Origin of the sequence: Streptomyces sp. NPDC004134, from assembly GCF_042874195.1 — a bacterium.
Classification (GTDB): domain Bacteria; phylum Actinomycetota; class Actinomycetes; order Streptomycetales; family Streptomycetaceae; genus Streptomyces.
Genome location: NZ_JBIAMS010000022.1, coordinates 37935 through 62010, shown reverse-complemented (window position 1 = coordinate 62010; position 24076 = coordinate 37935). Strand labels below are relative to the sequence as shown.

Here is a 24076-nt window from a genome sequence, read left to right as displayed (position 1 = left end):
CGCCCCTGTGGCGTGTGTCTCAGTCCGGACCCGCGAGCGCACCTGTGGCGGGCGGCTGGGCAGGGGAAACGACTGGAGCCAGCCGCCCGGCGCCCGGCATCATGGTGGGCGGACCCGCACCCGTGAACGGAGAGCCATGAAGATCGGAATCGTCGGAGCCACCGGCCAGGTCGGCGGAGTGATGCGCGACATCCTCGCCGAGCGGGCCTTCCCGGTGGACCAGCTTCGCCTGTTCGCGTCGGCCCGGTCCGCGGGGCGCACGCTGCCGTGGCGGGACGCTCCGGGCGGTGCGGTCACGGTGGAGGACGCCGGCACCGCCGACTACTCCGGGCTCGACATCGTGCTGTTCTCCGCCGGCGGCGCCACCTCCAAGGCCATCGCCGAGAAGGTCGCCGCGCAGGGCCCCGTCGTGATCGACAACTCCTCCGCGTGGCGCCGCGACCCCGCGGTCCCCCTGGTGGTCTCCGAGGTCAACCCGCACGCGGTGGCCGACCGCCCCAAGGGCATCATCGCCAACCCGAACTGCACCACGATGGCCGCGATGCCGGTGCTCAAGCCGCTGCACCGCGAGGCGGGCCTGGTCTCCATGGTCGTCGCCACCTACCAGGCGGTCTCCGGCTCCGGCCTGGCCGGCGTGGACGAGCTGTACGAGCAGGTACGCGCGGCCGGCGAGGACGCGCCGAAGCTGACGCTGGACGGCGCGGCGGTCGCGTTCCCCGAGCCGGCGAAGTACGTGGCCCCGATCGCGTACAACGTGCTGCCGATGGCCGGCTCCCTCGTCGACGACGGGCTCGACGAGACGGACGAGGAGCAGAAGCTGCGGCACGAGTCGCGCAAGATCCTGGAGATCCCCGGGCTGAAGGTCTCCGGCACCTGCGTCCGCGTCCCCGTCTTCACCGGGCACTCGCTCCAGGTCAACGCCCGCTTCGCGGAGCCGCTGAGCCCCGCGCGGGCCGCCGAGCTGCTGGCCGGCGCGGAGGGCGTCGCGCTCGCGGACGTGCCGACGCCGCTGGGCGCGGCCGGGCGGGACGTGTCGTACGTGGGGCGCATCCGCCGGGACGAGACCGCGGAGAACGGGCTGGCGCTGTTCCTCTCCGGCGACAACCTGCGCAAGGGCGCGGCGCTGAACGCGGTGCAGATCGCGGAGCTGGTGGCGGCGGAAACGCGGTCCTGAGTCCGGGGCGGGCCTCCCGCCCGGGGCCGGGGCGGCGGCTCCGTCCGAGCCCGGGGCGGCTTCGTCCGGCCGGGTTTTCCACAGGCAGGCAAGGCCGTACGGGCGGGGGTGCCGCCGTCATCCACAGGCCGCTTCGCGCGGGGGGACGGCATGCGAGGATTGCGGTCAAACGTAGGGGTAAGGAGTAGCCCAGGTGCCTGGCACGAATCTGACCCGGGAAGAGGCGCAGGAGCGCGCGCGCCTGCTGAAGGTGGATGCGTACGAGATCGATCTCGACATCTCCGGCGCCAGGGAGGGCGGCACCTTCCGGTCGGTGACGACGGTGCGGTTCTCGGCCGCCGAGGAGGGCGCGGAGACCTTCGCGGACCTCATCGCGCCCGAGGTGCACGAGGTGGTGCTGAACGGCACCGCGCTCGACGCCGCCGAGGTCTTCTCCGACTCCCGGATCGCCCTGCCGGGGCTGCGCGCCGGGGAGAACGAGCTGCGGGTCGTCGCGGACTGCGCGTACACCAATACGGGTGAAGGTCTGCACCGCTTCGTCGACCCGGTGGACGGCGAGACGTATCTGTACACGCAGTTCGAGGTCCCGGACGCACGCCGGGTGTTCGCCAACTTCGAGCAGCCGGACCTGAAGGCGACGTTCGCCTTCACGGTGACCGCTCCGGAGGGCTGGCAGGTCATCTCCAACTCGCCGTCGCCGGAGCCGGCGGCCGGGGTGTGGCGCTTCACGCCCACGCCGCGGATGTCGACGTACATCACCGCGCTGATCGCCGGTCCCTACACGTCGGTGCACGGCACCTGGGAGGGCGACGGGCGGACGGTGCCGCTGGGCGTGTACTGCCGGCCCTCGCTCGCGGAGTTCCTGGACGCGGAGGCCGTCTTCGAGGTCACCCGGCAGGGCTTCGACTGGTTCCAGAAGCGGTTCGACTACCCGTACCCGTTCGAGAAGTACGACCAGCTCTTCGTCCCGGAGTTCAACGCCGGCGCGATGGAGAACGCGGGCGCGGTCACGTTCCGCGACCAGTACGTGTTCCGCTCCAAGGTCACCGACGCGGCGTACGAGGCGCGGGCCGACACGATCCTGCACGAGCTGGCCCACATGTGGTTCGGCGACCTGGTGACCATGGAGTGGTGGAACGACCTCTGGCTGAACGAGTCGTTCGCCACCTACTCCGCCACCGCCTGCCTCGCCCAGGCGCCCGGCTCGCGCTGGCCGCAGGCGTGGACGTCGTTCGCGAACCAGATGAAGACGTGGGCGTACCGCCAGGACCAACTGCCGTCCACCCACCCGATCATGGCCGAGATCACCGATCTCGACGACGTGCTGGTCAACTTCGACGGCATCACGTACGCCAAGGGCGCCTCGGTGCTCAAGCAGCTCGTGGCGTACGTCGGCGAGGACGAGTTCTTCCGCGGCGTGCAGGCGTACTTCAAGCGCCACGCCTTCGGCAACACCCGGCTGAGCGACCTGCTCGGCGCCCTGGAGGAGACCAGCGGGCGCGACCTGGCGGCCTGGTCCAAGGCGTGGCTGGAGACCGCCGGGATCAACGTGCTGCGGCCCGAGCTGGAGACCGGCGCCGACGGCGTGGTCAGGTCGTTCGCCATCCGCCAGGAGGCCCCGGCACTGCCGGCGGGCGCCAAGGGCGAGCCGGTGCTGCGCCCGCACCGCATCGCCGTCGGGCTGTACGAGCTGAAGGACGGCCGGCTGGTCCGTACCGAGCGGCTGGAGCTGGACGTCGACGGAGAGCTGACCGACGTGCCGCAACTGGCGGGCCGCCCCCGCCCCGCGGTCGTCCTGCTCAACGACGACGACCTCACCTACGCCAAGGTCCGGCTCGACCCCGTCTCCCTGGACGCGGTCACCCGGCACCTCGGCGACTTCGAGACCACGCTGCCGCGCGCGCTGTGCTGGGCGTCGGCCTGGGACATGACCCGCGACGGCGAGCTGGCCACCCGCGACTACCTGGACCTCGTCCTCTCCGGCATCCGCAAGGAGAGCGACATCGGCGTGGTGCAGTCCCTGCACCGCCAGGTGAAGCTGGCCCTCGACCTCTACGCGGCCCCGGACTGGCGCGGGACCGGCCTGGACCGCTGGTCCGCCGAGGCCGAGACCCGGCTCCACGCCGCCGAGCCGGGCGGCGACCACCAGCTCGCCTGGGCCCGCGCCCTCGCGGCCACCGCCCGCACCGACGGCCAGCTCGACCTGCTCGCGGGCCTCCTCGACGGCTCCCGCACGATCGAGGGGCTCGACGTCGACACCGAGCTGCGCTGGGCCCTGCTGCACCGCCTGGCCGCCACCGGCCGGGCCGGCGAGGACGCCATCGCGGCGGAGCTGGAGCGCGACAAGACAGCGGCCGGCGAACGCCACGCGGCTGCCGCGCGGGCGGCCCAGCCGACCGCGGCGGCCAAGTCGCGGGCGTGGACGGAGGTCGTGGAGGAGGGCAACCTGGCCAACGCGGTGCAGGAGGCGGTGATCGCCGGCTTCGTCCAGACCGACCAGCGCGACCTGCTGGCCCCGTTCACGACGAAGTACTTCGACGCGGTCAAGGACGTCTTCGACTCCCGCAGCCACGAGATCGCCCAGCAGATCGTCGTCGGCCTCTACCCGGCCCTCCAGGTCTCCCAGGCCACCCTGGACGCCACCGACGCCTGGCTCACGGAGACCCAGCCGTCCCCGGCCCTGCGCCGCATGGTGACGGAATCCCGCGCCGGCGTGGAACGCGCCCTCAGGGCCCAACAGGCCGACGCGGCAGCCGCCACCTCCTGACCCGGGCGGGAGCGGGGCCCGAGCCAGGCGGCGACGGACACCGGTTCTCGCTCATCGGCGCGGGCGGACCTGCCCGCCCGGATGCACGCGGATCGCGATCGCACCCCCGAAGGGGTGGCCTCCGCAGAGGCCACCCCTTCGGGGCGAAGCCGCCGCTCAGCGCACGCGTCCGAGATGGACGACGCTGACTCGGACCTGCCGGTCGTTGATCTCGTACATCACCCGATAGCTGCTGACATGGATGCGCAGCAGGCCGGCGCTGCCGAACGCCCCGCGGGGACGCGGATCGTCGGCGAGGCGGTCGACGGCGGTGAACACCTGCCGTACGCCGGCGGGGTCGTCCTTGGCGAACCGCTCTGCCTTCGCGAGAGCCTCCGGCTCCCAGATGACCTCGTACCTCACGCCTCGGTGCCGCCGAACACGCGCCGATACGCATCGTCGTGCGAGACTCCGGCGTCCTCGCCGCGACCCTGGCGAGTTCGGTAGGCGGCCAGCGCACGCAACTCCTCCAGCTCCAGGGCGTCGGCAGGGCTCACCAGTATGGCGACGGTCTGCCCGTGGTCGGTGATGGCGACCGGCTCACGGGTGGCGCTGACCTCGCGGGCAATGGCACCCAGCCGGGCACGGGCTTCCACGATCGAATACGTCGTCTCCGTCATGCACACCACCTTACGGAAGTGTGCACATCCGGCCCAGTGTTCCACGGCATCGTCCGGCGTCTGAGCCCAGGGACGGGGCCGGCCCGACTGCGGCCCGTCGGCAACCGTCCGCCCCGCCCCCGACCCGGTGTCAGCTCGGGAACATCGCCGTGGCGTTGACCCAGGTGCCGGTGACCGCGGCCGCGTGGTCGGAGGCGAGGAAGGCGGCCAGGTCGGCGATCTCCTGGAGGCGGGGGGAGGCCGGGAGCATGCGGAGGCTGTCGAGGGTGTCGAGGACGCCGCGGAGGGCTTCCGGGGTGGCCATCGCCGGGTTGACCGCGCCGAGCTTCTGCGGCGTGAGGGTCTCCGGGACACCGGCCGCCCACAGGCCCGCGGTGCGGACGCCGCTGGGGCCCAGTTCCTGGGCGAGGGAGCGGATGAGGGTGTCGATCGCCGCGTCCGCGGGGCACGTGCCGCCCATCATCGGACTGGTGTGGGACGAGCCGCTGTTGAGCGCCAGGATGACGCCGGAGCCCTGCGCCGCCATCCGCTTGCCCGCGGCGCGGGCGGTGATGAAGTTGGTCGTGAGGCCGCGGGTGACGCAGGAGACGTAGTCCGCGACGGACAGGTCGACCAGCGGGGTGCCCTGGACGTCGTTGCGGGTGATCAGGTTGATGGTCACGTCGAGGGAGCCCGCCTCCTCCGCCACCCGGGCCGCGTGCTCCTCCACCGCCCGCTCGTCCAGCGCGTCCACGACGGCCGCGTGGGCGGTGCCGCCGGACTCGTTGATGTCCCTCGCCACCAGTTCGACGTTCGCGGCGTTCCGGCCGGTGAGGTGGACGCGGGCGCCCTCGCGGGCGAAGGTGCGGGCGACCGCGGCGCCGATCGCGCCGCCGGCGCCGTAGACGATCGCGTTCTTGTCCTGCAGCAGCATGGTCTCTCCTGGCTGTCGTCATCGGGTGATGTCGGCCATTGAGACGCACGCGGGCCGCGGCAGTCATCGCTCCCGGCCCGGTGTCCGCGGCGCGGCCCCCGGTGTTCGCCCGAATGCCCCCGCAGGGCAGGGCTCCCGGCGCCAACGGGGTGAGGGGGTGCGGGCGAGGGGAGCGGCTCCCGGGTCCGGGTCCTGCGAGGGTGACGAGCATCCGGGCGGATCGGCGGGGAGACGCCGCTGCTCAAAGCGTCATCGGCAGCCCGAACGCCGGCAGCAGATGCGGCTCGAACGTGGTGATCTCGGCGATCCGCCCCCCATCCACCCGCAGCACCTCCAGCGTCTGCGCCCGGTACACCGTCGTCCCCGGCCGGCGCACGTAACCGGCGACCGCCGGGCGGCCGTTGGCGCGGGTCGGCAGGTGCCGCCAGTCGCCGAAGAAGCCGGGCAGGGCCGGGTCGAGCGACTGGGAGACGAAGTCCACGATCGTCCGCCGCCCGACGAACCAGAACGGGTTGGGCGGCATCGTCAGCGTCGCGTCCTCGGTCAGCAGCGCCGCCATCGCCGCCATGTCGAGCCGCTCGGCCGCCTCCCGGTACCGGTCGACGGCCGCCAGTTCCTCGGGCGTCGGCGGCGTGAGCGGCGCCCACTCCGCGCGCTCGCCTGCGGGCAGGTGCGCGCGCAGCGCGGGCCGGGCGCGCTGCAGGGCGCTGTTGACGGCGGCGGTGCTCAGGTCCAGCAGGCGGGCGGTCTCCGCGGCGGGCAGGCCGACGACGTCGCGGAGCACGAGCGCCGCCCGCTGGCGGGGCGGCAGGTGCTGAAGCGCGGCGAGGAAGACCAGGTCGACGGTCTCGCGTGCGACGGCCTGGGCCTCCGGGCCCGCGTCGGCCGCGGGCACGTCGGCCAGCAGTTCGTCGGGGTAGGGCTGGAGCCAGGTGATGCGGGCCGGCGGCTCGGCGTCGCCGTGGGCCATCCCGGGCAGCCGCTCGTAGCGGGCGGGGGTGCGGGAGTGGCGGCGGAGGTGGTCCAGGCAGGTGTTGGTGGCGATGCGGTAGAGCCAGGCGCGCACGGCGGCCCGGCCCTCGTAGGTCTCGCGGCGGCGCCACGCCTTGAGGAACGTCTCCTGTACGAGGTCCTCCGACTCGTCGTACGAGCCGGTCATCCGGTAGCAGTGGACCTGCAGTTCGCGGCGGTACGTCTCCATCAGGGCGGCGAAGTCCGCGTCGTCGGGGGCGGCGGAGTCCGGCTCCCCACTCGTCACGGGCCCCGGCGTGACGCTTTCCGGCGCTTCCTCCGGCAAGCCGTCCCCGGGCGTAACGCCCTCCGGCGTGACGTTTTTCTGCGTGACGTTTTCCGTCGAGACGTTTTCCGGCTCCCGCGTGACGCTTTCCGGCGCGCCGTCCTCCGGGCCCCCCGCGGCGTCCCTGGCCGTACGCGCGATGCGCCGCAGCCGACCCACCGACGACGACAGCTCCGTCACGTCCGCGTAGAACGCCTCCGGCGGCCGCGGCGTGAGCCGCCCGGCGCGCTCGGCGACGTCGGATATCAGCTCCCGCACGGAGCCGGTCGCCTCGGGGGCACGGCGCTCGCGGTAGGCGCGCTGGCGGCAGGCGGCGGAGCAGTAGACGGACGTACGGCCCCGGCGGCCGGCGCGCGCGGGCACGGGGCCGGCGCAGGCCGGGCACGTGGCGTCCGCTGCGGACACGGTTCCTCCCCTGGTCAGCGTCGTGCGGTCGGTGCGTGACGCAATTCTGCCAGCACCCGCCGACAGCGAACCTGACGTCGGATTCCCGCCAGCGTCCGCGGCCCGCGGCGCGCAGCCTGGACGGCATGACGACGACACCGCAAGCCCCCGCCGCCTACCGCGCCGCCCCCATCCCCCCGGCCGTCCTCGCGCGGCTCCGCGAAGCCGACGACGCCGGGCGTCCCGCCCGGGCGGTGACCGACGGTGAAGGCGGTGCGCCGCTGCGTTGCTGTCTGCGGCGGAGCCGGGCCGGGGAGCGGATCGCGCTCGTCTCGTACGCCCCGCTGCGGCGGTGGGCCGCCGCGGCCGGGGTGGATCCCGGGGCGTACGACGAGCAGGGCCCGGTCTTCGTGCACGCCGGGGAGTGCGCCGGGCCCCGGCCCGGCGGCGGGTTTCCGTTCGCCGAGACCGCCGCGCTGCGGGCCTTCCGGCGCTACGACGCGGGCGGGAGGATCGCCGGCGGCGCCGCGCTGCGGCTGCCGGAGGACCCGGCCGGGGCCGAGGCGGCGACCGGCCGGGCGCTGGCGGAGGCGTTCGCGGCGCCCGAGGTCGCGTTCGTGCACGTGCGGGCGGTGGAGTACGGCTGCTTCCTGTACGAGGTACGCCGTCCCTGAGCCGTCCGCGCGCGAGCCGCGCGCCGCGGGGCTAGCGTGAGAAGTGCACAAATCCGCGCAATACCCCCCAGCCTCAGAGGAGGCGACAGATCATGACCGTACGACCCGAAGGCGCACCCACCTGGGCGGACGCGACCTTCCCCGACCTCGAGGCCGCGAAGAGCTTCTACGCCGACGTCTTCGGCTGGACCTTCGAGGACGGGGGCGAAGCCTCCGGGCACTACACCCAGGCCATGGCGGAGAGCGGCGTCGCCGCAGGACTCGCGCCGCCCATGCCGGGGGCGGAGGAGGCCCCGGCGGGCTGGACGCTCTACTTCGCCACGCCCGACGCGGAAGCCACCGCCGGGCACGTCGGCGAGCAGGGCGGCCGGGTCCTCATGGGCCCGATGGAGGTCGGCCCGTACGGCACGATGGCGATCGCCGAGGACCCGGACGGCATCCGGTTCGGCCTCTGGGAACCCGGCAGCCACGAGGGCTTCGCCGCGATCGGCGAGCCCGGCACCTTCTGCTGGGCCGAGGTCGACACCCGCAACCCGGAGCACGCCGACGCCTTCTTCCCCGAGGTCTTCGGCTACCGGGTGCGCAAGATGCAGGACGACACCATGGACTACGCCGTGTGGAGCGTCGGCGACGGCGACCCGCTCATCGGCCGGGCGCAGATGAGCGGCAACGTCTTCCCCGAGGGGACTCCCCCGCACGTGGGCGTCTGCTTCGCGGTGGACGACTGCGACCGTGCCGTGGAGACCACGCGGCGGCGCGGCGGCAGCGTGCAGTTCGGGCCGCAGGACTCGCCGTTCGGGCGGATGGCGACTCTGGAGGACCCGCAGGGCGCGTCGTTCACCGTGATCGACGTCAACCGCACGGTCGGTGACATGCCGGACTTCGCCTGAGGCGGGCGGCAGCGGCCGGGGCCGGGCGCCGAGGCGCCGGGCCCCGGCCCACCGGATTCCGTCAGCGCCATGAGTGCCAAGAGCGCCGTGAGCGCGCCGAAAGCGCCCGCTCCGCGGTGCGGAGCAGGCGCCTGCGCGCGACGGGGCGACCCGCCCGCGTCAGCTCTTCTTCTTCTCCGCCGCGACCACCAGTCCGGCGATCACCGCGAAGGCCACCAGCGGGGTGAGCACGAAGAGACCCAGGGTCTCCGCCACGCTCAGTCCGGGGCCCGGGTCGTCGCCGTCGTCGCGGTTCAGCGCGGAGGCGGCGGGGGACGACATCAGCATGATCAGCGCCGTCCCGGCGGCGAGTGCACCGGCGCGCAGGGTCTTCTTCCTGTCCACGCTCAAACCGTAGCGAACACCGCCGCCACCCGCGCGCCCGGGGTCGCCTAACGCGCTACGGGCTCCCCGCCGTGCTCAGATGCGCCGTCACCGGCAGCAGCCGCGGCTCGCCCCGCGCCTCCTCCACCCGTACCCGCAGCTCGTCCGCCGTCACCGGCGCGGCCAGCGGCAGGATGCGGTACGCGCCGATCGTCGTGCCCGCGGCGATCCGGCGCCACTGGCCCGTCGCCGGGTCCCGCGCCTCCACCGCGAAGCGCTCGACGCGCTGGCCGTGCCGGATGTCCTCGGCGAGCCGCACCCGGTCGAAGGTCTGCGGCCCGCGCCGGTCCAGCACGTTCTCGCCGTACACCGCGCGCACCCGGTCGCCGAAGGCGCGCAGTTCGCGTACGTCCTCGGGGGCGATCCGGCCGTCGCGCGCGGGCGGCACGTTGAGCAGCAGCGGGGCGTTGCGGCCGACGCTCTGCTCGTACAGCGCGAACAGCTCGTCCGCCGTCTTCGGCCGCTCGCCGGGGTGGTGGAACCAGCCGGGGCGGTTGGAGACGTCGGCCTCCGCCGGATACCACTGCAGGTACCGGACGCCGTCCGCCAGCAGCCGGGCGCGCGAGCCGATGTCGGCGTCGGTGGAGTCGTTGGGCAGCGCGCCGTGCGTGGTCCGGGGGTCGACGGCGTGCGGGGTGACGCTCCACTCGGTCTCGCGGGCGACGCCGCGCTCGTTGCCGACCCAGCGGATGCCCCGCGGGCCCTGGAAGACGACCGTGTCCGGGGAGAGCGCGTGGATCAGCTCGTACCACTGCCGGAAGTCGTACTCCTGCGTGATGCCCGCGGTCCGCCACGGGTTGGCGCCGTCGAGCCACAGCTCGTCGATGGGGCCGTACTCGGTGAACAGCTCGTAGACCTGGTTCAGGTAGTACGCGTCGTAGTCGTTCGCGCGCACCGTGAACGTGGGCAGCCGCCCGGCCGCCACGTCGCCGGCGCGGTCGTCGCCCTCGGCGAGGGTGGGGATGGTGTGCGTGCGCACAGGGCTGCCGTTGCCGTAGCGGCCGTGGCCGGAGGGCGGGCCGCCGTCCGCGAGCGCGGTGCGCTCGACGCTCGTCAGCGGCTCCCCGGCCTCCTGCTTCTCGCGCAGGTCCGCGAGCCAGCCGGCGTGCCAGACGTGCGGCAGCTCCGCGCCGTCGGACGGCGAGAGGTAGACGCCGACGCCGAGCCCGGCCCTGCGGGCTTCCCTGACGTACGTGCCGAGGAGGTCGCGGCTGTGCGGGCTGGCGGCCACGGAGTGGTCGGAGTAGCGCGTCGGGTAGAGGTTGAAGCCGTCGTGGTGCTTGGCGGTGAGCATGGCCATCTCGGCGCCCATCGCCTTGTACGTGCGCATCCACTGGGCGACGTCGACGCGCCCCGGGTCGAAGAGCTCCGGGTCCTCCGCGCCCGAGCCCCACTCGCGGTCGGTGAGGGTGTTCATGCCGAAGTGGGTGAACGCGGTCACCTCGCGCCGCTGCCAGGCGAGCTGGCCGCGCGTGGGCACGATGTGGGCGGCCTTGGCGAGGATGCGCTCGGGGGTGTCGCACTCCTCGACGGCCATCAGGGAGGCGGGCTCGATCGGCCGGATGCACGCGTCGGCGGCGGCCGCGGGCTCGCGGGCCGCCGGGAGGAGGGCGGTCGCCGTGAGGGCGACGGCCGCGGCTCCGGTGCCGACGGAACGGGCGGCTCTACGCACGGGGCGCCTCCTGGTCCGTACGCCCGGACCGGGCACCTCCGGACCCGGCACCGCGCAGCTCGCCGGAGAGGCCGCCGGACACGTCACCGCCGGGCTGCGCGCCGGCCCGGCCGCCGAGTTCGCGCACCACCTCCGCCAGCAGCCGGTGGGTCCGCGGCGCGTCGGCCAGCTCCTCCAGGAGCACCGTGCGGCCGTCCGGATCGGCGACCGGCAGCCGCCAGCCGGGGTAGTCCTGGCCCGCGCCCGGCACGTGCTGCGGGCGCCGGTCGCCGGCCGCGTCGGGCAGCCAGACGGCGACGAGCCGGGCGGGGGTGCGGGCGAGGAAGCGGTACAGGCCGGTGATGACGGACGCCTCGTCGGCCCGGCCGCCGGGCAGCAGCCGCAGCCGGTCGAGCAGGTCGAGCCAGGTGCCGACCTCCACGGCGTCGGCGGCGCGGGCGGCGGGCAGCGGTCCTTCGACGAGGCCGAGTTCGTGGCGGAGCGCCAGGTACGCGCCGCTGAGCCGGGCGGCGGTGGGCGGCAGGCCGTGCCCGGTGACGGCGGCGAGCGCGTCGGCCCGCCAGCGCTCCGGCGGCCGCGGGCACGGTATGCCGCCGGGGGTCTCCGGCGCCGGTTCGCGCTGGTTCCACAGCGCCGACGTGCCGAGCACGCCGCGCGCCGCGAGCGCGTCCCGTACCGCGGGATCCGCCGGCACTTCCTGGTCGTCGCCGATCACCGGCGTACCCGCCCGGTGCGCCTCCAGCGCCAGGACGCCGAGCATCGCCTCGGCGTCGTACGAGACGTACGTGCCCTCCGCCGGCGGCCGGCCCGCCGGCACCCACCACTGCCGGAACAGCCCGCTCACGTGCCCGACGCGCAGCGCCCCCGCCCGCCGCAGCGCGGCGCGCAGCACCGAGCGGTACGGGCCGTAGCCCGCGGCCGCCAGCCGGTCCGGCCGCCACACCGGCACGCCCCGGTCGGTGCCGCCGGCGTCGCCGTCGCGCGGCGCGGTGCCCGCGGTGCAGCCGGCGGCGAGGACGGACTGCTCCGCCCAGGCGTCGGCGCCCGAGGGGTGCACGCCGGCCACCAGGTCGTGGATGACGCCGACGGCCATGCCCGCGTCCCGGGCGATCCGCTGGGCCCGCCAGAGCTGGTTGTCGGTGAGCCAGGCGAGCCGGCAGTGGAAGTCGATCCGGTCGAGCAGGTCGTGCCGGGCGCGGGTGGTGGCGGTGGAGCGCGGGTCGGCGAGACCGCCGGGCCAGGAGCGCCAGTCGGGGCCGTGGATCTCGGCCAGGGCGCACCAGGCGGCGTAGTCGTCGAGGGGCTGGCCCTGTTCGGCGAGGAAGTGGTGGTACGCGACGCGGCGGCCGGGCGTCAGCTCGACGCGCAGCAGCAGTTCCAGCGCGGCGCGCTTGAGCCGCCACACCTCGTCGCGGTCGACGAGCCCGCCCTTGGCGCGCACCCTGTCGCGCAACGCGGCGGCGCGGCCGGCCAGTTCCGCGGCCTGCGCGCGGTCGTCGGGGGCGAGGTAGCGGTACTCGGGTATGTCCTCGATCCGCAGGTGCACGGGGTCGGTGAAGCGCCGGGAGGAGGGCCGGTACGGGGACGGTTCCGCGGGCCGGCCCGCGGCGCCGGGGACCGCGGCGTGCAAGGGGCCCAACTGCACGAAGTCCAGGCCGTGGGTACGCGCCGACCAGGCGGCCAGCTCCGCCAGGTCGCCGAGGTCGCCCATGCCCCACGAGCGCGTCGACAGCAGTGCGGGCAGCGGGAGCGCGAGTCCGGCGCCGCGCCTGGCCGGCTGCGGCACGCGCGCGGGGGCGGCGATGACGGTGGCCCTGCCGGTGCGCCCGTCGGGGGCGGTGGCGGTGAGGGTGTGCACGCCGGGCGGGAGCGGGGCGCGCGGGTCGAGTTCCGCGCCGTCCTCGCCGGCCAGGGCGGTCGCCGTGCCGTCCGGCAGCGGGCCGGGATCGAGGACCGTGCCGGCGGGCCGCACGAGGGTCGCGGGCAGGAGGCGGTCCCGTTCGGCCGTTTCGTACGCCGCGATCGAGGCGGCGACGGCGGCGGGCCCGGCGGCGTCCACGCCGAGCGCGGCGAGGACGGCGACGAGCGTGTCGTCGTGGACCGGGACGGAGCGGCCTGGCGTGCGCTCGTACGAGACCGCGACTCCGTGCAGCGCAGCTAACCGCGCCAGAGACATGCCACCCCCAGGTGGTATGCGACGTCATCGGCTCCGGCGTCACCCACATACCCGGTCGCGGGCCCCGGAGGGTCCCCGCCGGGGTGAGCCGGCAGGCTGATCGTACTGCGGCAGCCGCGCGCCGTCAGCAGGCCGTCACGTGAAGTGAACGGGCGGCAGCGGCTCGCTGATGAGGTTGTCGTCGGCGGCGAGCGGCGGCTCGCTGGTCAGCGGAGTGCCCGCGGCGAGCGGGGGTTCGCTGGTCAGCGGCAGCTCGGCGCAGGAGCAGGCGCCGGCCAGACCGTAGTCGGGGTCGGCGCCCTCGACCGGTTTGAGGTGGTGGTCGTGACGGACTTCGAAAGGAGCGGGAGCGGCCACCGCAAGTCCTCCTCGGTCGACGGCTGGTCACGTCCGCCGCTACCCGATCAAGGGCCCGGCAGTCGTGGCGACACGCGTTCGTGCCATACGTCACAGTACCCGGAACGGGCGAATTCACTGTAACGGGCTGTGGAAAACGCAAGAGCTGGGGCACGTACGCCCTCCCGGCCCGCTTTTTCCGCCGGGGCCGGGAGGACGAAAGACGGGTGCCGCGGCTAGCCGCGCCGGACCTTCTCCAGCGGCAGGTGCAGCACGGTGTCCCCGCGCGGGGCGCGGTTGTCCGCGGCGAGCCGGGCGACCTGCCCGGCGTCGAGGGCGCGGTCCAGCAGCCACACCTCGTCCACGGCGCCGACGAGCGGGTTGTTGATCCCGCCGGTACGGGCGCCGGCCCGGATGCCGGTGAGGGCACCGGCGGAGACCGAGCCCGCGACCGGTCCCGAGGCGGCGGCGGGGGCACCGTCCACGTAGAGCGTGACGCCCGTCTCGTCGCGGGTGAGCGCGACGTGGTGCCACCGGCCGTCGGCGAAGTCGCCCGGGGCGGAGACGAAGGTGTTCCCGGAGCCGGTGTTCAGGTGGCCCCGGATACGGTTCTGGTCCGGCTCCAGCCGGATCCACCACTTGGCGTTCGCCGCCTCCTCGGAGTGCGCCCAGAGCACGGCCTGCTGCTGCCCGCGCTCCGTGCTGCGGAACCAGGCGGCGGCGGTGAACGGCCCGGTGCCGAATGCCAACTCGTCGGCGGCCGGCGTCTCGACGTAGTCGCCGGCGAGCCCGAGCCCGCGGCCGAAGGGTCCGCCGACGCGCTCCGGGGTGCCGCCGACGACGGCGTCGCGGCGGTGGCCGGAGGCGTCGGGCGTCGTCGAGGGCCGCGGCGGCGGGGTGTTCAGCAGCGGGGCGGGCACGTACGCGTAGGTGATCCGCCGGTGGTACGGCTGGAGGCCGTCGCCGGTGGGCGTGCGGTCGCCGTTCTCGTAGAGCACGCCGACACCGCCGGCGGCGGGTACGAGGTCGGAGTAGCCGGCCGGGCCGTCGTGCACCTGCGGTCCCTCCCGCCAGGTGGCGCCGTCGTCGCGGCTGGTCCGCAGGGTGAGGTTCTCGCGCGCGGTGGCGTGCCGGGGGGCGGAGAACACGAGCCGCCGGGCCGGGTCGGAGGCGGCCGGGAGCGTGAGCACGGCGCCCTGGACGACGGGCGCGAGGAGATCGGGCACCTCGCGGTACGGGGCGTCGAAGGTGGCGCCGCCGTCGCTGCTGACGGTGGCGGCACGGGAGCCGGGGCTGCTGCCGTGCTGGTCGCGGGTGTTGAAGTAGACGGTGCCGTCGGGCAGTTCGGTGGCGGAGGTCTCGTTGGGGATGACACTGCCGTCGGTGACCTCGTCGACGCCGCCGAGGTGCCAGGTGGCGCCCCCGTCGTCGCTGTAGAGGGAGTGGCCGCCGAAGAGGCGGTTGTCGGGGCAGCCGCCGCCGGACTCGGGGGCGCGGGAGTGGTTGCCGGGGATGACGAGCCGGCCGGCGTGCGCGCCGCGGGTGAGCTGGGTGCCGTGGCCGGGGCCGCCGACGAAGTGCCGCCACCCGGGCGGCTTGACGTCGGCGGTGATCTCCCGCGGTGCCGACCAGGTGGCGCCGTTGTCGTCGCTGTGCTGGACGAACGAGCGCCGGGTCTCCTCGGCCGTCGCCCGGCCGCAGATGACGTCCTGGCCGGAGACGCCGCCGCCGGTGCGGGTGGTGTTGAGCAGGACGCGGCCGGTGGCGCGGTCCACGACCGGCACGGGGTTGCCGAACTTGTTGCCGCCGTCGTCGGCGACGACGACCAGCTCGCCCCACGTACGGCCGCCGTCCTGGGACCGCTTGAGCACGAGGTCGATGTTGCCGTCGTCGCCGGGGCTGTCCACCCGGCCCTCGGCGAACGCGAGGAGCGTGCCGTCGGCGGCCTCGACGACGGCGGGGATGCGGAAGGAGTGGTAGCCGTCCTCGCCGCGCTCGAAGACGCCGGCGTACGCGATGCGCGGACCGGGCCCCGGCGCGGCCGCGGTGTCCGGCGCCGCCGCCGCGGGCAGGGCTGCGGCCGGTACGGCGCCGGCCAGCAGCAGCCCGCAGGCGGCGAGGCCGACGACCTTCGACGTGCCTCTGCGGCGGGCGGATCGGCGGGCAGTTCGGCGGGGGATGGGGCTGACGGGTGCGGACATGGTGCTCCCTTCAGGGGTGGGTGTCACCGGAGGAGGTCCAGGCGGCCGGGCCGCCGGCGTCGAGGGCGCGCCGGACGGCCGCCGCGTCGTGCGCGCGGGGGGCGGCGCGCGGGTCGCCGCCGGGCGCCGCGGTGGGCACCGGGCCGCGTACCCGGGGGGCGTTCTCGTCGAGGCGCGGCGGCACCGGGGTGTCGAACACCGCCCAGCGCCACAGTGCTTCGCGCAGCTCCGCGGCGGCTTCCGCGCAGGCGGGGTCGCCGAGCCGGTCGGTCAGCTCGTGGGGGTCGGACGTCAGGTCGTACAGCGCGTCCTCCGCCGGATCGGCCGCCAGCAGCAGCTTGTGCGTACGGGAGCGGGCCATGAGCACCCGGCCGCGCCGGCGGTCCTCGGCGAAGACATACCGGTCCGCCGCGGCCGGCCCGGCGAGGTCGCGCCCCGGCAGGGCGCCGGACGCGGCGGTGCCGCAGGCGGCGAGCACGGTGGGGGCGACGTCGACCAGCGAGGCCGGGGTGTCGCTCACCTCCCCGCGGCGGCCGCCGCCGCGGGCCCCGGCCGGGTGCTTGACCAGCAGCGGCACCCGCACCAGCGGGTCGTACATCGGGCCGTCCTTGAGCAGCAGGTGGTGGAAGCCCAGGTACTCGCCGTGGTCGGAGGTGAACAGCACGAGGGTGTCGTCGTAGAGCCCGCGCCGGCGCAGCCCGTCCAGCAGCCGGCCGACGTGGTGGTCGAGCTGGGCGATGGAGCCGTAGTAGTGCGCGAGGACGGTGCGCAGCACGGGCTCGGTCAGCGGGCCGTAGTCGAAGTACGCGCGGGCGTGCGGCAGATCGGCGTCGGGGACCGCGGGGGTCCAGCCCGGCGGGAGCGTGAGCGCGGCGGGCTCGTGGAGCGCGTCCCAGGGGGCGGGCGGGTCGAAGGGGTGGTGGGGTTTGACGAACGAGACGTGCAGAAGCTGCCCGCCGCCGTCGTCCCACGCGTCGAGTTCCCGCAGGGCGCGCTCGCCGATCCAGGTGGTGGAGTGCCATTCCTCGGGAAGGTCGGAGCGCCCGGTGCCGTACGTCTCCCGGTAGCCCGGCGGCGCCTGCGGGCGGAGGGTGAGTTCCTGGTCGAGCAGGTCGACGACGTCGGCGAGGCCGGCGGCGCGCAGTTCGCGGTGGTAGTCGTCGTCGTAGCGGCCGGGGCCGTGCTGTTCGGCGAGGTGCAGCCGGTCGTAGCCGACGTCCAGGTAGGTCGGGGTGAAGTGCATCTTGCCGACGGCGGCGGTGCGGTAGCCGGCGCGGCGCAGCGCGCGGGGAAAGGTGTCGAGGGCGGGATCGAGGGTGCTGTGGTTCGTCCAGGCGCCGTGCTGGTGGGCGTAGAGGCCGCTGAGCATGGCGTAGCGGGAGGGGGTGCAGACCGGGTACGGACAGTACGCCTCGGTGTGCCGGACCCCGTCGGCGGCGAGCCGGTCGAGGGCGGGGGTACGCACGTCGGGGTGGCCGGCGGCGCCGAGGCAGTCCCAGCGGTACTGGTCCGCCTGGATGACCAGCACGTTGGGGCGGGGTCCTGCCCGGCCGGGCGACCCGGGGTGCGGTCCCGGGGGCGGCGCGGTCACGCGGGCGGTCCGTCCGGGAAGCCGATGCGGCCGAAGTCGGCGCGCAGGGCGTCGAGCTGGGCGTCGTCGAGGGTGCCGAGCGGCTCCCGGCACGGGCCGCAGTCCACGCCCGCGAGCCGGGTCGCCGCCTTGAAGCCGGGCAGCTCGCCGGCGTGCCGGGAGGCGGCGTCGATGGCGGCCTGGGCGAGGAGCTGGCAGGCGCGCGCCCGGTCGGTCTCGCCGCGTTCGAGATGGCGGATGAGCCGCAGGTAGACGGGGGCGGCGAAGTTGTACGCGGAGCCGATCGCGGCGCGCGCCCCGACCCCGGCGGCGGCGAGCAGCAGCCGGGCGCTGCCGAAGTACATCTCGTACCTGCCCTCGGCCCGTTCCAGGCACCGCTGGAAGTCGGCGAGGTCGTTGTCCGCGTACTTGATGCCGGCGAAGGTGGGGATGCGCCGGGCGGCCTCCGTGAGGAACTCGCTGGCCGGCACCTGCACCCCGGTGACGGACGGTATGTGGTAGTAGATGAACGGCAGTCGGGGGGCCGCGGCGGCCAGCGGGGCGAGGAAGTCCGTGAGCGCGGCGGCGTCCCGGGGCCGGTGGAAGTACGGCGGGACCGCGGAGACCGCGCGGGCGCCGCTCGCCTCGGCGTGGGCGGCGAGGGCCTGCGCCTCGGCGAGGCTGGTGTGGCCGACGTGCGCGATGACGTCCATCCGCCCCTCCGCCACCTCGCACCACCGCTCCAGCAGCGCTCTCCGCTCGGCGCCGGTGAGGGACGCCCCCTCGCCGGCGGTGCCGCCGACGTACACCGCCGGGCAGCCCCAGGCCGCCACCGCGTCCGCCTGTTCGGCGACGGTCTCCAGGTCGAGGCCGCCGTCCGGGCGGAAGGGGGTGAACACCGCGGTGAGCAGGCTCATCACCGGGCTGCCGGCGGCGTAGTCGAGCGCTTTCATACGAGACCTTTCTCGGAGGATCGGGGTCGGAGGTGCGGGTACGGGCACGGCCGCGCGGGCCGGTGGGGCATCCCGGCCGCGGGGCGGGCGCGGCGGTGCACGCGAGCGGACGGGGCGCGGTGGGCGAAGGCCGCCCCGCAGGACGGCGGCGGGCGGTGCACAGGACCCGCCGGCCGCCCCCGGGCGCACCGGCTCACGGGCGTACGGGCGCACCGCGCGCGGTGCGGCGCCCCGCTGTCCGGCTAGGTGGTGCGGCGGGTGCGGGTGAGGTCGAGGAAGTCGCGCTTGTCGACGGCGTAGCCGCTGACGTTCCGGTCCAGCGCGGCCAGCGAGGGCCGGGTGGCGATGCCGACGGCCCACGCCTCGTCGACGAGCACCGCGTTCAGCTCCGCGTTCGCCGATGCCTGCGCGTCGGGCGTGAGCGCGGTGCGGCTCGCCTCGACGGCGGCGGCGTAGCGGGCGGGGACGCGGGCGCCCATCATCACGTTGTCCTCGGTGGGCAGCATCTGCCGCCCGCGGGAGATCAGCGACGGGCTCTGCAGGTTGTTCGGCTGGGCGGCGACGCAGCACTCCAGCTCGCCGGCGAACAGCGCGTCGAGGAACGCCGTCTCCTCCATCGGCTGGAGCGTCAGCTCGAAGCCGATCTTCTCGAAGTCCGCCTGGATCGCCTGCACGATGTCCTTGGCACCCGGCTCAGGGCTGAACGCGGCGGTCGCCTTGCGCGGCCCGCCCGCGGCGTCCAGCAGCTTCTTCGCCGCGTCGAGGTCGAAGCCGTGGGAGTCCAGGTAGCCGGAGTCGAACGCAGGGGACTCCGGCATGAACGCGGTGTAGACGGGCTTGCCGAGGCCGAAGCGGACCTGGTCGATGATCCGGTCGCGGTCGATGGCGCGGGCGAGTGCCTGGCGCACCTTCTTGTCCTCGAACGGCGGCCGGGCGCCGTTCATGAAGAACAGGTCCATCCGGCCGGCGCCCTGGACCAGCGTGAACCGGTCGCGCAGCCGGTCGGCGTTGCGCAGCGACAGGTACACGGCGCCGTCCAGGTCGCCCGACTCCAGCGCGCTGACGAGGGCCTCCTCGTCGCGGAAGAAGCGGAACTCGACCTCGTCCAGTCGCGGTTCGCCGCGGTTCCAGAAGGCGGGGTTCTTCTTCAGCCGGAGCAGCCGGTCCCGGCGGAAGTCCGCGAGCAGGAACGGGCCGGAGCCGGCCGGCTTCTTCTCCAGCACCGCGACCTCGTTCTGCCCCGCCGGGACCAGCGGGAAGGCGAACATCCAGTCCAGGACCAGCTCCTCGGGCACGGCCTCGGCGAAGTCCAGCCGCACGGTGCGGTCGTCCTCGGCGGTGGCCCGGTCGATGAACGCGGTCGTCGCGGCCAGCGTGAACCCCGCCTCCGGGTCCTTGGCGCGCTCGACCCCGGCGACGACGTCGGCGGCGGTGACCGCCTTGCCCGACTGGAAGTCGGCGGTGCGCAGGGTCACGGTCACCGAGGTGTGGTCGTCGGCGAACTCCCACTCCGAGGCGGCGGCGGGCGTGGGCGTGTAGTCGTCGGTGTAGTCGAGGAGGTAGGCGTAGAAGGTGTGGATGTGCAGGGCGGTGTTCGTCTGGTACGGGTCGAACTGCATGATCTGCGTGGTGCCGAGGGTCAGCCGGCCGGACGCGCCGCCGGACCGGCTGCCCTCGCCGCAGGCGGTCAGCAGCGGTATCCCGGCGAGCGAGCCGGCACCGGTCAGTCCGGCGGCCTTGAGCAGGGATCGCCGGCTGAGCCGCGGGGCGGGTCGTGCCATGACAGGACTCCTTTGACGTAGCGGGTGCACGGGTGTCGGGCGGAGCGGGGTGCGGAGGAGTCGGTGCGGCGGTCAGGCGAGCCGGATCCGCGGGTCGAGGTAGGCGTAGAGGACGTCGACGAGCAGGTTGAGGCAGAGGAAGGCGGCCACGACGAAGAGCACGCCGCCCTGCACGACCGCGTAGTCGCGCTCGCCGATCGAGGTGTAGAGGAGCCGGCCGAGTCCCGGGTAGTTGAAGACGGCCTCGATGACGACGGTGCCGCCGAGGAAGCCGCCGAGCTGGATGCCGACGACGGTGACGGTGGGCAGCGCGGCGTTGCGCAGCGCGTGCCGGCGTACGACGTACCGCTCCGGCACGCCCTTGGCGCGCGCGGTGCGGATGTAGTCCCGGCCCATCACCTCGCGCAGCGAGGCGGCCAGGAAGCGGGCGAGCACGCTGGAGGCGTGCACGGCGACGGCGAGCGCGGGCAGGATCGTGGCGCGTACCGCACCCACCGGATCGCTGAACAGCGGCACGTAGTCGCTGGCCGCAGGGAGCGCGCCGAGTTGCACGGCGAAGACGATGATGAGCAGCAGGCCGAGCCAGAAGGCGGGGATCGCGAGCCCGGCGGTGAGGTAGGCGTCGGCGGCGCGGCCGGCCCACGAGCGGGGCCGCAGCGCGACGACGGTGCCGGCGGGGATGCCGATGAGCAGGGTGAGCGCCATGGCGAAGGCGGCGAGCTGGCCGGTGGCGGGGACGGTGTCCAGGAGGGTCGAGCGGACGGTTTCCGCGGAGAAGTACGAGTCGCCGAGGTCGCCGGTGACCGCGTTGCCGAGCCAGGTGACGTACTGCTGGACCACCGAGTCGTCCAGCCCCAGCCGCTCGCGGGTGGCGGCCAGTTCGGCCGGCGCGGCGTCGGGGCCGGTGAGGACCGTCGCCGGGTCGCCGGGCAGCGCGAAGACGAACGCCCACACGGCGAGGGAGCCGAGGAACAGCACGAGGGCGAACTGCAGCAGCCGCCGGATGAGGTACGCGTACATCTAGATCGTTCCCTCCCGGGCCCCGCCGGTCACGGCCGTGCCGAAGGCCCGTTGCAGCCCGCGCCCCACCCGGTCGAGGCAGAAGACGGTGAACGCGAGGCAGAGCCCGGGGAAGACGCCGTACCAGGGGCTCTGATGCAGGTACGAGCGGGCCGCCTGGAGCATCCCGCCCCACGAGGGCGCGGGCGGCGGGTTGCCGAGGCCGAGGAGGCTGAGGCCGGATTCGACGACGACCGCGAGCGAGGCGGTGACGACGAGCTGGACGAGGATCGGGCCGAGGACGTTCGGCAGCACGGTGCGGACCATGGTGTCGGCGGCCGGCGCGCCCATGCCGCGGGAGGCGACGACGAAGTCGCGCTCCCGGATGGAGAGGGTGGCGGCCCGGGTGAGCCGGGCGAACTCCGGTACGGCGCCGAGGCCGATGGCGAGGATGAGGTTCAGCCGGCCGGGGCCGAGGACGGCGATGATGACGAGCGCGAGCAGGATGCCGGGCACGGCGAGCAGCAGGTCGGTCAGCCGCATGGCGACGGCGTCGGCCCAGCGGCCGGTGTAGCCGGCGACGAGGCCGAGCGGCACGCCGGCGAGCGCGCCGAGGGCGGCGGCGCCGAACCCGACGAGCAGCGAGGCACGGGTGCCGTGGATGACGCGGGACGCGATGTCGCGGCCGAGTTCGTCGGTGCCCAGGAGGTGGGTGGCGGAGGGGCCGAGGAGGTTGTCGGCACTCTGCTCGTTGGGATCGAAGGGGGCGATCCAGGGGGCGAACAGGGCGAGGAGCACGAGCAGCAGCAGTCCGGCGGCGCCGGCGAGCGCGGAACGGGAGCGGGCGAAGCGGCGGGCGGCGGCGAAGCGGGGCGCCCGCGCGGGCGGCCCCGCGGCGGTCTTGGACAGGGCGGTGCCGGTCATGAGCGCACCTCCCGCCGGAGGGGGGCGGCGGCGGGAGCGCCGCCGGGGCCCGGCGGGTCAGGGACGGCGGCACCGCGGAGGGTCTCGGCGAAGTGGCAGGCGGTCAGGCCGCCGTCGACCGCGCGCAGCGCCGGCTCCTCGGCGGCGCAGCGCTCCTCCGCCAGCGGGCAGCGGATGCGGAAGCGGCAGCCCGACGGCGGGTCGGCCGGGCTGGGGACGTCGCCGCCGAGCGGGGCCCGGCGGCGGGTCTCGCGGCCGGCGGGATCGGGGGCGGGCACGGAGTCGAGCAGCGCGCGGGTGTACGGGTGGCGGGGGCGGCCGTAGATGCGCCCGACGGGGCCGGTCTCGACGATCCGGCCGAGGTACATGACGGCGACCTCGTCGGCGACCTGCCGGACGACGGACAGGTCGTGGCTGACGAAGAGGTACGCCATCCCTGACTCGCGCTGCAGATCGGCCAGGAGGTTGAGGACCTGCGCCTGGACGGAGACGTCGAGCGCGGAGACCGGCTCGTCGAGGAGCAGCAGCCGCGGGCGCAGCGCGAGGGCGCGGGCGATGGCGACGCGCTGGCGCTGCCCGCCGGAGAACTCGGCGGGGTAGCGGTCGGCGTGCTCGGGGCGCAGGCCGACGCGGTCGAAGAGGTCGAGCACGCGGGCGCGCCGCTGGGGGCGGCTGAAGCCGCCGGCGAGGCGCAGGGGTTCGGCGACGTTGTCGCCGACGCTGAGCCGGGGGTTCAGGGAGGCGAAGGGGTCCTGGTAGACCATCTGCACCCGCTGCCGGATGCGCCGCAGTTCGCCGCGGTTCGCGCGGACGAGGTCGTGCCCGGCGACGGTCAGTTCCCCGCCGCTGGGCTGGACGAGCCGCAGCAGCATCCGCGCCAGCGTCGACTTGCCGCACCCGGACTCCCCCACGAGCCCGAGCGTCCGCCCGGCGGATATCCGCAACGACACCCCGTCGACGGCGTGCACGTACCCGGAGGTGCGGGCGAAGACCCCGGTGCGGATGGGGAAGAGCTTGCGCGCGTCCCGCACGTCGAGCGCGACCCCGCTGTCCTTCGGAGTACCGGACTTGGCCGGCGCGCCATACGGCCCGGACGGGCCGCCCCCGGCGCCGTCCGCGGCCGACGGGGCGTCCGCGTGCGGTGAGGAGCCCGAAGGCGGCAGGTCCGGACCGGTCTCGGGGCCGGCAGCCGGCGGGTCGCCGGCCTCCGCCGCCCCCGGGGGCGAACCGGCCTCGTCCGGGTAGTGGCAGGCGCTCAGGCCGTCGCCGTCGCCGGTCGCCACCGGCTCCGGGCGCTCCTCCGCGCACCGCGCGCGGTCGCGGCCCACCGGGCAGCGGGGGGCGAACGCACAGCCCGGGGTCACCTCGATCAGGTCCGGGGGCCGGCCGGGGATGGGCGTGAGGCGGTCGGCGCGGGCGTCGAGGCGCGGCAGCGACGCCAGCAGGGCCGCGGTGTACGGGTGCCGCGGCCGGGCGAAGACGTCGTACACCGTGCCCGATTCGACCACGCGCCCGCCGTACATCACGCACAGCCGGTCCGCGGTCTCCGCCACCACCCCGAGGTCGTGGGTGATCAGCACGGTCGCCGCCCCGGTCTCCCGCGCCGCCCGCCGCAGCACGTCGAGGATCTGCGCCTGGACGCTGACGTCGAGCGCCGTCGTCGGCTCGTCCGCGATCAGGACCCGCGGCCGGTTGGCGATCGCCATCGCGATGACCGCCCGCTGGCACATCCCGCCGGAGAACTGGTGCGGGTACGCGTCGTACCGCCCGGCGGGGTTCGGCACGCCGACCTCGTCGAGCAGTTCCACGGTCCTGGCCCGCGCGGCGGGCGCGGTCAGCGTCCGGTCGTGCACCCGCAGCGCCTCCGCGATCTGGTCGCCGACGCGCTGCACCGGGTTGAGGGCCGTGCCGGGGTCCTGGAAGATCATCGCCACGTCGCGGCCGAGCACCGCGCGCAGTTCGTCAGGCGGCAGCGCGAGCAGGTCCGTACCGGCGAGCAGCGCCTGCCCGGTCACCCGCCGCACGTTCCCCGCGGACAGCAGCCCCAGCGCGGCCAGGGCCGTGACGCTCTTGCCCGAGCCGGTCTCGCCGACGACACCGAGGGTCTCACCGGCGGCGACGTCGTAGCTCACGCCGTCCGCCGCGCGCACCACGCCGGCCGGGGTGTCGAACTCAACGGTCAGGTCCCTGATGCTCAGGGCCGACCCCGTGTCTGGTGCCACCGGCTCCCCCTATGGGAACGTTCGAGTCTGCAAGATATCCTACAAGTTCGGGACCGTAGGT

The 24076-nt window shown here is 75.0% G+C and carries 19 protein-coding genes; 4 read left to right on the top strand and 15 right to left on the bottom strand.

Annotated elements, in window-relative coordinates; genetic code table 11:
* Positions 1-136: 136 nt before the first annotated feature.
* Positions 137-1174, top strand: coding sequence for an aspartate-semialdehyde dehydrogenase (locus ACFYVJ_RS25230; protein WP_388895577.1), 1038 nt, complete (start codon positions 137-139; stop codon positions 1172-1174).
* Positions 1175-1367: 193 nt separating this feature from the next.
* Entirely contained in the window at positions 1368-3941 is a 2574-nt protein-coding gene (gene pepN / locus ACFYVJ_RS25225) for an aminopeptidase N (protein WP_388895574.1), read from the top strand.
* 156 nt (positions 3942-4097) lie between these two features.
* Here the strand turns inward: pepN and ACFYVJ_RS25220 are convergent, their stop codons facing one another.
* The 4 genes from ACFYVJ_RS25220 to ACFYVJ_RS25205 form a co-directional block, all read right to left on the bottom strand.
* Positions 4098-4343 (bottom strand): type II toxin-antitoxin system RelE/ParE family toxin, encoded by a 246-nt coding sequence (locus ACFYVJ_RS25220; protein ID WP_388895571.1) that lies wholly within the window; start codon positions 4341-4343, stop codon positions 4098-4100.
* Entirely contained in the window at positions 4340-4600 is a 261-nt protein-coding gene (locus ACFYVJ_RS25215) for a type II toxin-antitoxin system Phd/YefM family antitoxin (RefSeq protein ID WP_388895568.1), read from the bottom strand. The genes ACFYVJ_RS25220 and ACFYVJ_RS25215 overlap by 4 nt, the downstream gene beginning before the upstream one ends.
* Positions 4601-4730: 130 nt before the next feature.
* Positions 4731-5513 (bottom strand): SDR family NAD(P)-dependent oxidoreductase, encoded by a 783-nt coding sequence (locus ACFYVJ_RS25210; RefSeq protein WP_388895565.1) that lies wholly within the window; start codon positions 5511-5513, stop codon positions 4731-4733.
* Between the two features lie 241 nt (positions 5514-5754).
* Positions 5755-7215 (bottom strand): RNA polymerase subunit sigma-70, encoded by a 1461-nt coding sequence (locus tag ACFYVJ_RS25205; protein WP_388895562.1) that lies wholly within the window; start codon positions 7213-7215, stop codon positions 5755-5757.
* A 125-nt stretch (positions 7216-7340) separates the two neighbouring features.
* Here ACFYVJ_RS25205 and ACFYVJ_RS25200 point away from each other — a divergent pair, with 125 nt between their 5' ends.
* Positions 7341-7868, top strand: a complete 528-nt coding sequence (locus ACFYVJ_RS25200; protein WP_388895559.1) for a DUF1203 domain-containing protein — start codon at positions 7341-7343, stop codon at positions 7866-7868.
* Between the two features lie 92 nt (positions 7869-7960).
* Positions 7961-8758: a VOC family protein gene (locus tag ACFYVJ_RS25195; protein WP_388895556.1), complete on the top strand. Its 798-nt coding sequence runs from the start codon at positions 7961-7963 to the stop codon at positions 8756-8758.
* 159 nt (positions 8759-8917) lie between these two features.
* On the opposite strand, the gene ACFYVJ_RS25190 is transcribed toward ACFYVJ_RS25195, so the two are convergent.
* The 11 genes from ACFYVJ_RS25190 to ACFYVJ_RS25140 all read right to left on the bottom strand — a co-directional run bounded on the left by ACFYVJ_RS25190 (position 8918) and on the right by ACFYVJ_RS25140 (position 23976).
* On the bottom strand, positions 8918-9142 hold the full coding sequence (locus tag ACFYVJ_RS25190) for a hypothetical protein (protein ID WP_018834246.1): 225 nt from the start codon (positions 9140-9142) through the stop codon (positions 8918-8920).
* Positions 9143-9197: 55 nt separating this feature from the next.
* The gene (locus tag ACFYVJ_RS25185; RefSeq protein ID WP_388895553.1) at positions 9198-10853 is read right to left on the bottom strand and encodes an alpha-L-fucosidase; all 1656 of its coding nucleotides are present in this window, start codon (positions 10851-10853) and stop codon (positions 9198-9200) included.
* On the bottom strand, positions 10846-13029 hold the full coding sequence (locus ACFYVJ_RS25180) for a 4-alpha-glucanotransferase (RefSeq protein WP_388895551.1): 2184 nt from the start codon (positions 13027-13029) through the stop codon (positions 10846-10848). Before ACFYVJ_RS25180 ends, ACFYVJ_RS25185 begins: the two co-directional genes overlap by 8 nt.
* Before the next feature lie 135 nt (positions 13030-13164).
* Positions 13165-13386 carry a hypothetical protein gene (locus tag ACFYVJ_RS25175; RefSeq protein WP_388895548.1) on the bottom strand — a complete coding sequence of 74 codons (222 nt, stop codon included), beginning with the start codon at positions 13384-13386 and terminating at the stop codon, positions 13165-13167.
* A 215-nt stretch (positions 13387-13601) separates the two neighbouring features.
* A complete protein-coding gene (locus tag ACFYVJ_RS25170; RefSeq protein WP_388895545.1) occupies positions 13602-15566 on the bottom strand; it encodes an exo-alpha-sialidase in 1965 nt (654 codons plus the stop codon).
* A 10-nt stretch (positions 15567-15576) separates the two neighbouring features.
* The gene (locus tag ACFYVJ_RS25165; RefSeq protein ID WP_388895542.1) at positions 15577-17157 is read right to left on the bottom strand and encodes a sulfatase; all 1581 of its coding nucleotides are present in this window, start codon (positions 17155-17157) and stop codon (positions 15577-15579) included.
* The gene (locus tag ACFYVJ_RS25160; RefSeq protein ID WP_388895539.1) at positions 17154-18089 is read right to left on the bottom strand and encodes a dihydrodipicolinate synthase family protein; all 936 of its coding nucleotides are present in this window, start codon (positions 18087-18089) and stop codon (positions 17154-17156) included. The genes ACFYVJ_RS25165 and ACFYVJ_RS25160 overlap by 4 nt, the downstream gene beginning before the upstream one ends.
* Positions 18090-18331: 242 nt before the next feature.
* Positions 18332-19870, bottom strand: a complete 1539-nt coding sequence (locus tag ACFYVJ_RS25155; protein ID WP_388895536.1) for an ABC transporter substrate-binding protein — start codon at positions 19868-19870, stop codon at positions 18332-18334.
* A gap of 72 nt (positions 19871-19942) precedes the next feature.
* Positions 19943-20890, bottom strand: a complete 948-nt coding sequence (locus ACFYVJ_RS25150) for an ABC transporter permease (RefSeq protein WP_388895533.1) — start codon at positions 20888-20890, stop codon at positions 19943-19945.
* Positions 20891-21793 (bottom strand): ABC transporter permease, encoded by a 903-nt coding sequence (locus tag ACFYVJ_RS25145; RefSeq protein ID WP_388895530.1) that lies wholly within the window; start codon positions 21791-21793, stop codon positions 20891-20893.
* Positions 21790-23976, bottom strand: coding sequence for a dipeptide ABC transporter ATP-binding protein (locus ACFYVJ_RS25140; protein WP_388895765.1), 2187 nt, complete (start codon positions 23974-23976; stop codon positions 21790-21792). Before ACFYVJ_RS25140 ends, ACFYVJ_RS25145 begins: the two co-directional genes overlap by 4 nt.
* Between the last annotated feature and the right edge of the window lie 100 nt (positions 23977-24076).

Excerpts from the sequence above, each read along its gene's own strand:
- ACFYVJ_RS25230 (WP_388895577.1), top strand. The coding sequence starts at position 137 with ATGAAGATCGGAATCGTCGGAGCCACCGGCCAGGTCGGCGGAGTGATG.
- ACFYVJ_RS25215 (WP_388895568.1), bottom strand. The coding sequence starts at position 4,600 with ATGACGGAGACGACGTATTCGATCGTGGAAGCCCGTGCCCGGCTGGGT.
- ACFYVJ_RS25210 (WP_388895565.1), bottom strand. The coding sequence starts at position 5,513 with ATGCTGCTGCAGGACAAGAACGCGATCGTCTACGGCGCCGGCGGCGCG.
- ACFYVJ_RS25200 (WP_388895559.1), top strand. The coding sequence starts at position 7,341 with ATGACGACGACACCGCAAGCCCCCGCCGCCTACCGCGCCGCCCCCATC.
- ACFYVJ_RS25195 (WP_388895556.1), top strand. The coding sequence starts at position 7,961 with ATGACCGTACGACCCGAAGGCGCACCCACCTGGGCGGACGCGACCTTC.
- ACFYVJ_RS25180 (WP_388895551.1), bottom strand. The coding sequence starts at position 13,029 with ATGTCTCTGGCGCGGTTAGCTGCGCTGCACGGAGTCGCGGTCTCGTAC.
- ACFYVJ_RS25170 (WP_388895545.1), bottom strand. The coding sequence starts at position 15,566 with ATGTCCGCACCCGTCAGCCCCATCCCCCGCCGAACTGCCCGCCGATCC.
- ACFYVJ_RS25160 (WP_388895539.1), bottom strand. The coding sequence starts at position 18,089 with ATGAAAGCGCTCGACTACGCCGCCGGCAGCCCGGTGATGAGCCTGCTC.
- ACFYVJ_RS25155 (WP_388895536.1), bottom strand. The coding sequence starts at position 19,870 with ATGGCACGACCCGCCCCGCGGCTCAGCCGGCGATCCCTGCTCAAGGCC.
- ACFYVJ_RS25150 (WP_388895533.1), bottom strand. The coding sequence starts at position 20,890 with ATGTACGCGTACCTCATCCGGCGGCTGCTGCAGTTCGCCCTCGTGCTG.
- ACFYVJ_RS25145 (WP_388895530.1), bottom strand. The coding sequence starts at position 21,793 with ATGACCGGCACCGCCCTGTCCAAGACCGCCGCGGGGCCGCCCGCGCGG.